The organism is Falsiroseomonas sp. RANM36, assembly GCF_056682175.1.
The window spans coordinates 209,523-216,965 of sequence record NZ_JBWXTD010000003.1 but is presented as its reverse complement, the minus strand read 5'-3'; the positions used below and the strand labels follow the sequence as shown (position 1 = coordinate 216,965).

6 protein-coding genes are annotated in these 7,443 nt (G+C 71.5%); 4 read left to right on the top strand and 2 right to left on the bottom strand.

Annotated features, from left to right (window positions below; all coding sequences use genetic code 11):
• The first annotated feature begins 188 nt into the window (after nucleotides 1-188).
• The 3 genes from AC1MIR_RS05845 to AC1MIR_RS05835 all read left to right on the top strand — a co-directional run bounded on the left by AC1MIR_RS05845 (nucleotide 189) and on the right by AC1MIR_RS05835 (nucleotide 3,176).
• On the top strand, nucleotides 189-1,145 hold the full coding sequence (locus tag AC1MIR_RS05845; protein ID WP_480027246.1) for an acetyl-CoA carboxylase carboxyltransferase subunit alpha: 957 nt from the start codon (nucleotides 189-191) through the stop codon (nucleotides 1,143-1,145).
• Between the two features lie 4 nt (nucleotides 1,146-1,149).
• Nucleotides 1,150-1,617 carry a DUF2269 family protein gene (locus tag AC1MIR_RS05840; protein WP_480027245.1) on the top strand — a complete coding sequence of 156 codons (468 nt, stop codon included), beginning with the start codon at nucleotides 1,150-1,152 and terminating at the stop codon, nucleotides 1,615-1,617.
• A 62-nt stretch (nucleotides 1,618-1,679) separates the two neighbouring features.
• Nucleotides 1,680-3,176: an MFS transporter gene (locus AC1MIR_RS05835; RefSeq protein WP_480027244.1), complete on the top strand. Its 1,497-nt coding sequence runs from the start codon at nucleotides 1,680-1,682 to the stop codon at nucleotides 3,174-3,176.
• Between the two features lie 3 nt (nucleotides 3,177-3,179).
• Here the strand turns inward: AC1MIR_RS05835 and AC1MIR_RS05830 are convergent, their stop codons facing one another.
• The gene (locus AC1MIR_RS05830; RefSeq protein WP_480027243.1) at nucleotides 3,180-3,791 is read right to left on the bottom strand and encodes a class I SAM-dependent methyltransferase; all 612 of its coding nucleotides are present in this window, start codon (nucleotides 3,789-3,791) and stop codon (nucleotides 3,180-3,182) included.
• Between the two features lie 107 nt (nucleotides 3,792-3,898).
• On the opposite strand from AC1MIR_RS05830, the gene AC1MIR_RS05825 reads away from it, so the two are divergent.
• A complete protein-coding gene (locus AC1MIR_RS05825; protein ID WP_480027242.1) occupies nucleotides 3,899-4,543 on the top strand; it encodes a sulfotransferase family protein in 645 nt (214 codons plus the stop codon).
• Nucleotides 4,544-4,564: 21 nt separating this feature from the next.
• Here the strand turns inward: AC1MIR_RS05825 and secA are convergent, their stop codons facing one another.
• Nucleotides 4,565-7,330 carry a preprotein translocase subunit SecA gene (gene secA / locus AC1MIR_RS05820; RefSeq protein WP_480027241.1) on the bottom strand — a complete coding sequence of 922 codons (2,766 nt, stop codon included), beginning with the start codon at nucleotides 7,328-7,330 and terminating at the stop codon, nucleotides 4,565-4,567.
• Nucleotides 7,331-7,443: the final 113 nt, after the last annotated feature.

The window sequence follows — 7,443 nt, the reverse complement described above, 5'->3', positions numbered from 1 at the left end:
GGGGGGGGGGGGGCGCGCGCGGGGCGCGCGCGCGGGGCGGGGGGGGGGGGCGCGCCCCGCGCGCCTGCGCGCGGCGGGCCTCGCGACCGATCCGGCGCTCCGCGCCTTCCTGCTGCGGCCGGGGGCGTAGGGGGACTGGCCGGCGCACGCTTCCGCCGCCCCCCGTTCCAGGCTAACACCGCGCGCCCATGCGCCACTTCCTGGAATTCGAGAAGCCGATCGCCGAGCTCGAGGGCAAGATCGAGGAGCTGCGCCGGACCACCGACGCGGGCGGCATCGACGTCGCCGAGGAGGTCGGCAAGCTTCGCGACAAGGCCGAGGCGCTGCTGCGCCAGACCTACGCCAAGCTTTCGCCCTGGCAGAAGACGCTGGTGGCGCGCCACCCCGAGCGGCCGAAGGCGATGGATTACGTCCAGGCGCTGATCGAGGGCTTCGTGCCGCTGGCCGGCGACCGCGCCTTCGCCGACGATGCCGCGGTGCTGGCCGGGCTCGGGCGGTTCCGCGGCCACGCGGTCGCGGTGCTCGGCACCGAGAAGGGCCGCGACACCGAAGGCCGCGTGAAGCACAATTTCGGCATGGCGCGGCCCGAGGGCTACCGCAAGGCGCGGCGCGTCATGGAACTCGCCGGCCGCTTCGGCCTGCCGATTCTTTCCTTCGTGGACACGGCCGGCGCTTTCCCGGGCATCGAGGCAGAGGCGCGCGGCCAGGCGGAAGCCATCGCCCGCTCCATCGAGGCGGGGCTCGAGGCACCGGTGCCCTTCGTCGCCACCATCATCGGCGAGGGCGGCTCCGGCGGCGCCATCGCGCTCGCCGCGGCCGACCGCGTGCTGATGCTGGAACACGCGGTCTATTCCGTGATCAGCCCCGAGGGCTGCGCCTCCATCCTCTGGCGCGACGCCGCCCAGGCGCCGACCGCGGCCGAGGCGCTGCGCATGACCGCCGAGGATCTGCGCAAGCTGGCGCTGGTGGACGCGGTGGTGCCGGAGCCGCTCGGCGGCGCGCATCGCGACCCGGCGGCGATGATGGGTGCGGTGGGCGAGAAGATCTGGTCCGTGCTGGAGCCGCTGCTGGCGCTGGACGGCGCCACGCTCCGTGCCCGCCGGCGCGAGAAGTTCCTGGAGATGGGCCGCGCCGGGGTGGTTTGAGGCGTTGGCCTACGACGTCCTGCGGCTTCTGCATGTGCTGGGCGTCGTGCTGCTGGTCGGCAACGTCACCGTCACCTCGGTCTGGAAGCTCTATGCCGATGCCTCGCGCGATCCGCCGGTGATCGCCTTCGGCCAGCGCCTGGTGACGGTCACCGACTGGTTCTTCACCTTCTGGGGCATCCTGCTGCTGATGCTGGGCGGCTATGGCGCGGCCTGGGTCGCCGGGCTCGACCTGCTCGGCGACGACTGGCTGGTGTGGTCGCAGGCGATGTTCGCGATCGCCGGCCTGATCTGGCTCGGCCTGCTGGTGCCGATCCAGATCCGCCAGGCGCGGATGGCGCGCAGCTTCGCCCAGGGCGGGCCGATCCCGGACGCGTTCTGGCGGCTCGGGCGATGGTGGATCGGGCTGGGCCTGCTGGCCACCGTGCCGCTGGTCGCCGCCACCTGGCTGATGCTGCGCAAGGGCTGGTGAGCGCGGGACGCGGGGCTTGCGGCATTCTGCGTGGCGCCGCGCCGCGATAGGCTTCCCGCCGCATGCCCCCCAGCGCCCCCGCCCCCAGCGATGCCGCCGAGTTGCGGCGGCTGTTCCTGCGTGTCTTCCCGGCCGTGGGCCTCGCCATGTTCGGCGCGGCGCTGGACCAGACCATCGTCGCCGCCGCGCTGCCGGCCATCGCGCGCGGGTTGGGAGAGGTGGAGCGCATCTCCTGGGTGGTGGTGGCCTATCTGGTCGCCACCACGGTCGCGGCGCCGGTCTATGGCCGGCTCGGCGACGCCTTCGGCCGGCGACGGATGCTGCTGGTCGCGCTCGGCGTCTATGCCCTGGGCGCGATGCTCTGCGCCGTGGCGCCGAGCCTCGCCATGCTGACGCTGGCCCGGCTGATCCAGGGCTTTGGCGGCGGCGGGCTGATCTCGCTCTCGGTGGCGCTGATCGCGGAGGTGGTGCCGCCGCGCGAGCGGGGACGCTTCCAGGGCTACATCGCCAGCGTCTTCGCGCTTGCCAGCGCGCTGGGGCCGCTGGCCGGCGGCGTGCTGACCGAGGCCTTCGGCTGGCGCGCCGTCTTCCTGCTGCAGCCGCCGCTGTCCCTGCTTGCCGCCGTGATGGCGGTGCGGCGGCTGGGGAACGCGCAGCCGGGGGTCTCGCGCGGCTTCGCCTTCGACTGGGCGGGGCTGGTGCTGTTCACGCTGTTCGTCGGGCCGGCGCTGCTGGCGCTGGACCGGGCGCGGCGGCTGGACGCCGCGGCGCTCGGCGTCGCCGCGCTGCTGGCGGCGCTGGCGGGCGGCGCCCTGTTCCTGCTTTGGCGGTGGGAGCGGCGCGCCCCCGATCCGCTGCTGCCGCTCGCGGTGCTGGGCGAGCCTTCGGTGTGGCGGGCAAACCTGCTCTCGGCCATGGTGGCCGGCGCCTTCGTCGGCTCCATCGCCTTCCTGCCGCTCTATTTCGTCGCGGTGCGCGGGCTGTCGCCCTCCGGCGCCGGGCTGGCGCTGCTGCCGCTGGCGGCGACCGCCGCCTTCGGCGCGATGCTGGTCGGGCGGCTCTTCGCGCGCACCGGGCGGACCATGCGCTGGTCCGGCATCGGGCTGAGCTGTTCCGCCGTCCTGCTGCTCGGCGTGGCCTATGGCCTGGGTGCGATGCCGCTCTGGGCCATGTCGGCGGTGCTCGGCCTCGCTTCCTTCGGCTTCGGCACGTCCTTCCCGATGGTGCAGGTGACGGTGCAGCTCGCGGTCCCGCGGGAGCGACTGGGCTCGGCCACGGCCTCCGTCCAGTTCACCCGCGCGCTCGGCGCCGCGACGGGCACGGCCCTGATGGGGGCGGTGCTGTTCGGCACGCTGGTGTCGCAGGGCGGCGCGGCGGCGGAGCTGTTCGTCGCGCTGGTCAATCGCGGGCCTGAGGTGCTGGCCGCGCTGGGCGAGGCGGCGCGCGCGGAGTTCCGGGCCGAGATGGTGAACGCCTTCCGCGCCGCGTTTCTGACGGCCGCGCTGCTGGTGGCGGGCGCCGCCTGGCTGACCACCCGCGTGCCGCTGCGGCGGGTGTGAGGCTCAGGCGTCACGCCGCAGCACCGTCCAGGCGAAGCGCTGCGTCGCGCCGCCCGGCGTGCGGTGGTCTTCCTCCTCCGCATGCTCCAGCGCGAAGGGCGCGCCGATGCGCGCGGCGAGGTCCGCGGGCGTCCAGCGATGCACGGGAAGGCCGGAGCAGCGTTCCGGCCCCTCCGGCGCGAAGCCGGCGATGATCACGGCCGCACCCGGACGCGTGCCGGCGCGCAGGGCGGCGATGTAGCCATCCTGCTCGGCTTCGCCGGTCAGGAAGTGGAAGGCGGCGCGGTCATGCCAGAGCGCGTAGCGGCGCGGCGGCGTCCAGCGCGCCAGGTCCGCCTCGATCCAGGCCACCTGCGCCGCGGCTGCGCCGAGCCGCACGCGGGACAGCGCAAGCGCCTCCAGCGAGACATCTGCCACCGTCAGGTCGGAAAAGCCTTGCGCGAGCAGCGAATCCACCAGCCGCGAACTCCCGCCGCCGGCATCGAGCAGCGGCGCCGCGGGATCGGCGCCGGCCGCCGCGATCAGCCGCAGCGAGGTGGCGGGCTCCGCCTGGAACCAGGACCGGGTCGCCTCGCCTTTCCCATAGGCCGCGTTCCAATGCTCGGCCCTCTGCATCCTGCCCTCCTCGGCGGTTGCGCCGTTGCGTCCCGGCGCCGCTGGTGCGCAACATACCCTCCAGCGAGCTGCCGGGCGCGACAAGACATCCGAAGGAGGTTGCGCGCATGGCGCTCGAGGTCATCGGGCCGGGCTTCGGCCGTACCGGCACCGCTTCGCTGAAGCGGGCGCTGGAGATCCTGGGCTTCGGCCCCTGCCACCATATGGAGGAGATCTTCGCCAACCCGCCCCAGGCGGCGCATTGGGTGAAGATCGCCGCGCGGCAGCCTGTGGATTGGGACGACGTCTTCGCCGGCTATCGCAGCCAGGTGGACTGGCCCGGCGCGCATGTCTGGCGCGAGCTCGCCGCCTTCTATCCGAAGGCGAAGGTCGTGCTGTCCGTGCGGCCGGAGGAGAGCTGGTGGAAGAGCTTCTCCGCCACCATCGGCAAGCTGGTGCATGAGCGCGCCAGCTTCCCGCTGCCGCCGCATGTGGCGACCATGCTGGAGGCGGCCGGCGTCGAGATGATCGAGCGCCAGACCTTCGGCGGCCGCATCACCGACAAGGAGGGCGCGCTCGCCGCCTACCGCCGCCGCATCGCGGAGGTGAAGGCGGAGATCCCCACGGAGCGGCTGCTGGTGTTCGACGTGGCGGAGGGGTGGGAGCCGCTCTGCCGATTCCTCGGCGTGCCCGTGCCGGACGCGCCGTTTCCGCGGGTGAACTCCACCGAGGAGTTCTGGCCGATGGTGCGCGGCGAGAAGGCGCTGGGATAGCTGCCCGCGCGGGCGGGAGGCTCACCCCCGCCCGTGGCAGTGCTTGTATTTCTTCCCACTGCCACAGGGGCAGGGCGCGTTGCGCGGCGTGTTGGCCCAGGTGGTGGGGTCGTTCGGGTCCACCGCGGCGGCCGTCACCGGCGCGCGCGCCGCCTGCACCGCCGTGCCATAGGCCGGCGCCTCGCCGGCATCGGCGTATTCCAGTTCGCCGCTCATGCCGCCCTCGGGCGCCGGGTGGCGCATGTCCATCACGCGCACGGGCTCCGGCATCGGCGGCGGGGCGTCGGTGCGGATCTCGATGCGCATCAGCACGCTGGTCACCCGCTCCCGCAGGTCCACCAGCATCGCGTTGAACAGGTTGAAGGCCTCGCTCTTGTACTCGTTCAGCGGATCGCGCTGGCCATAGGCGCGCAGCCCGATGCCCTGGCGCAGGTGATCGAGCGCGAGCAGATGTTCCTTCCACACCGCGTCGAAGATCTGCAGCAGCAGGCTCTTCTCCACCTGGCGCATCAGCTCGGGCCCGATATTGGCGACGCGCGCGGCATAGGCCTCGTCGGCCGCCTTCTCCAACCGCTCGCGCACCTCGGTCTCGTCGATGCCTTCCTCGCGCGCCCAGTCCGCCACGGGAAGGTTCAGGCCGAGGATGCGCTCCACCTTGTCCTGCAGCCCGACGAGGTCCCACTGCTCGGGATAGGCGTTCTCGGGGATCGCCTTGTCCACCATGGTGCCGATCGTCTCGCGGCGCATCTCGTGCACCGTCTCCGAGACGTCGTCGGAGGTCATGAACGCCTTGCGCTGGGCATAGACCTCCTTGCGCTGGTTGTTCATGACGTCGTCGTATTTCAGCAGGTTCTTGCGCGTGTCGAAGTTGCGCGCCTCGACCTTCTTCTGCGCCTTCTCCAGTGCCTTGTTGATCCAGGGATGGATGATCGCCTCGCCCGGCTTCAGGCCGAGTTTTTCGAGCATTCCCCCCATCCGGTCGCTGCCGAAGATGCGCATCAGGTCGTCTTCGAGCGACAGGAAGAAGCGCGATGCGCCCGGGTCGCCCTGGCGCCCCGAACGGCCACGCAGCTGGTTGTCGATGCGCCGGCTCTCATGCCGCTCGGTGCCGATGACAAGAAGGCCGCCCGCTTCCTTCACCTTCGGCCGCACCGCCTCGACCTCGGCCTTGTGCTTCGCCAGCGCGGCCTCGAATTCGGGGCCCTCGCCCACGCCGGCCTCGACGCGGGCCAGCATCTCGGCATTGCCGCCGAGCTGGATGTCGGTGCCGCGGCCGGCCATGTTGGTGGCGATCGTCACGGCGCCGGGGCGGCCGGCCTGGGCGATGATGCCGGCCTCCTGCTCGTGCTGGCGCGCGTTCAGCACCTGGTGCGGGATCTTCTTCTTCTTGAGCAGCCCGGCGATCAGCTCGGACTTCTCGATGCTGGTGGTGCCGACGAGGATGGGCTGGCCCTTGGCGCGGCTTTCCTCGACCAGCGCGATCACCGCATCGTACTTGTCCTGCGCCGAGCGATAGACCTCGTCGTCGGAATCCACGCGCGCGACGGGCACGTTGGTCGGTATCTCGACCACGTCGAGCTTGTAGATCTCCATGAACTCGTCGGCTTCCGTCGCCGCCGTGCCGGTCATGCCCGCGAGCTTGGGATAGAGGCGGAAGTAGTTCTGGAAGGTGATGGAGGCGAGCGTCTGGTTCTCCGGCTGGACCGGCACGCCTTCCTTCGCCTCCAGCGCCTGGTGCAGGCCGTCCGAATAGCGCCGGCCTTCCATCATGCGGCCGGTGAACTCGTCGATGATGATCACCTTGTCCTGCGTCTGGCCGTATTCGGTGACCTTCTTGACGATGTAGTCCACGTCGCGCGTGAACAGCGCATGCGCCCGCAGCGACTGGTTCGCGTGATGCACCAGGGAGACGTTGTGGATGTCGTAGAGCCCGCCCTCCGTCAGCAGCCCGGCCTCCGTCAGCATCTCCTCGAGCTTCTCGGTGCCGGACTCGACCAGGTGGACGGTCTTGAACTTCTCGTCCTTCTCGAACAGCGACTTGTCCTTCACCAGCTCCTTCATCACCGCGTTGACGCGGTTGTAGAGCTCGGAGGTGTCGTCGGTGGGGCCCGAGATGATCAGCGGCGTGCGCGCCTCGTCCACCAGGATGCTGTCCACCTCGTCCACGATCGCATAGGCGAAGTCGCGCTGGACCATGTCCTCCAGCCGGTACTTCATGTTGTCGCGCAGGTAGTCGAAGCCGAACTCGTTGTTCGTGCCGTACGTCACGTCGCAGGCATAGGCCGCGCGGCGTTCCTCGTCCGTCAGGCCGTGCACGATCACGCCCGTGGTCAGGCCGAGGAAGCCGTAGAGCCGCCCCATCCATTCCGCGTCGCGCCGGGCGAGGTAGTCGTTCACGGTGACGACATGCACGCCCTTGGCCGGCAGCGCGTTGAGGTAGACCGGCAGCGTGGCGACCAGGGTCTTGCCCTCGCCGGTCTTCATCTCGGCGATCTTGCCTTCGTGCAGCACCATGCCGCCGATCATCTGCACGTCGAAATGGCGCATGCCCATCACGCGCCGGCCGGCCTCCCGCACCACCGCGAAGGCCTCGGGCAGGATGTCGTCGAGCGTGCGGCCGGCGGCGAGCTGGGCGCGGAACTCGGCCGTCTTGCCGCGCAGCGCCTCGTCGGAGAGGGCGGCCATCTGCGGCTCGAGCGCATTGATCGCGGGCACGCGCGCCTGGTAGCGCTTCAGGGCGCGTTCGTTCGTGGTCCCGATGATGGCGCGGACGAGGCGTTGGAACATGTCGGCGTGTCGTCTCCGGCCGAGCTCTCCGTCCTTCCCGCCGGACCGGGGGAGGGCGGTGCGAGGGCCGTGCAGGGAAGGGCGCAACCGGCCGGTCGCCGGCGCTTGCCGGC

Excerpts from the sequence above, each read along its gene's own strand:
- AC1MIR_RS05835 (WP_480027244.1), top strand. The coding sequence starts at position 1,680 with ATGCCCCCCAGCGCCCCCGCCCCCAGCGATGCCGCCGAGTTGCGGCGG.
- AC1MIR_RS05830 (WP_480027243.1), bottom strand. The coding sequence starts at position 3,791 with ATGCAGAGGGCCGAGCATTGGAACGCGGCCTATGGGAAAGGCGAGGCG.
- secA (WP_480027241.1), bottom strand. The coding sequence starts at position 7,330 with ATGTTCCAACGCCTCGTCCGCGCCATCATCGGGACCACGAACGAACGC.
- AC1MIR_RS05825 (WP_480027242.1), top strand. The coding sequence starts at position 3,899 with ATGGCGCTCGAGGTCATCGGGCCGGGCTTCGGCCGTACCGGCACCGCT.
- AC1MIR_RS05845 (WP_480027246.1), top strand. The coding sequence starts at position 189 with ATGCGCCACTTCCTGGAATTCGAGAAGCCGATCGCCGAGCTCGAGGGC.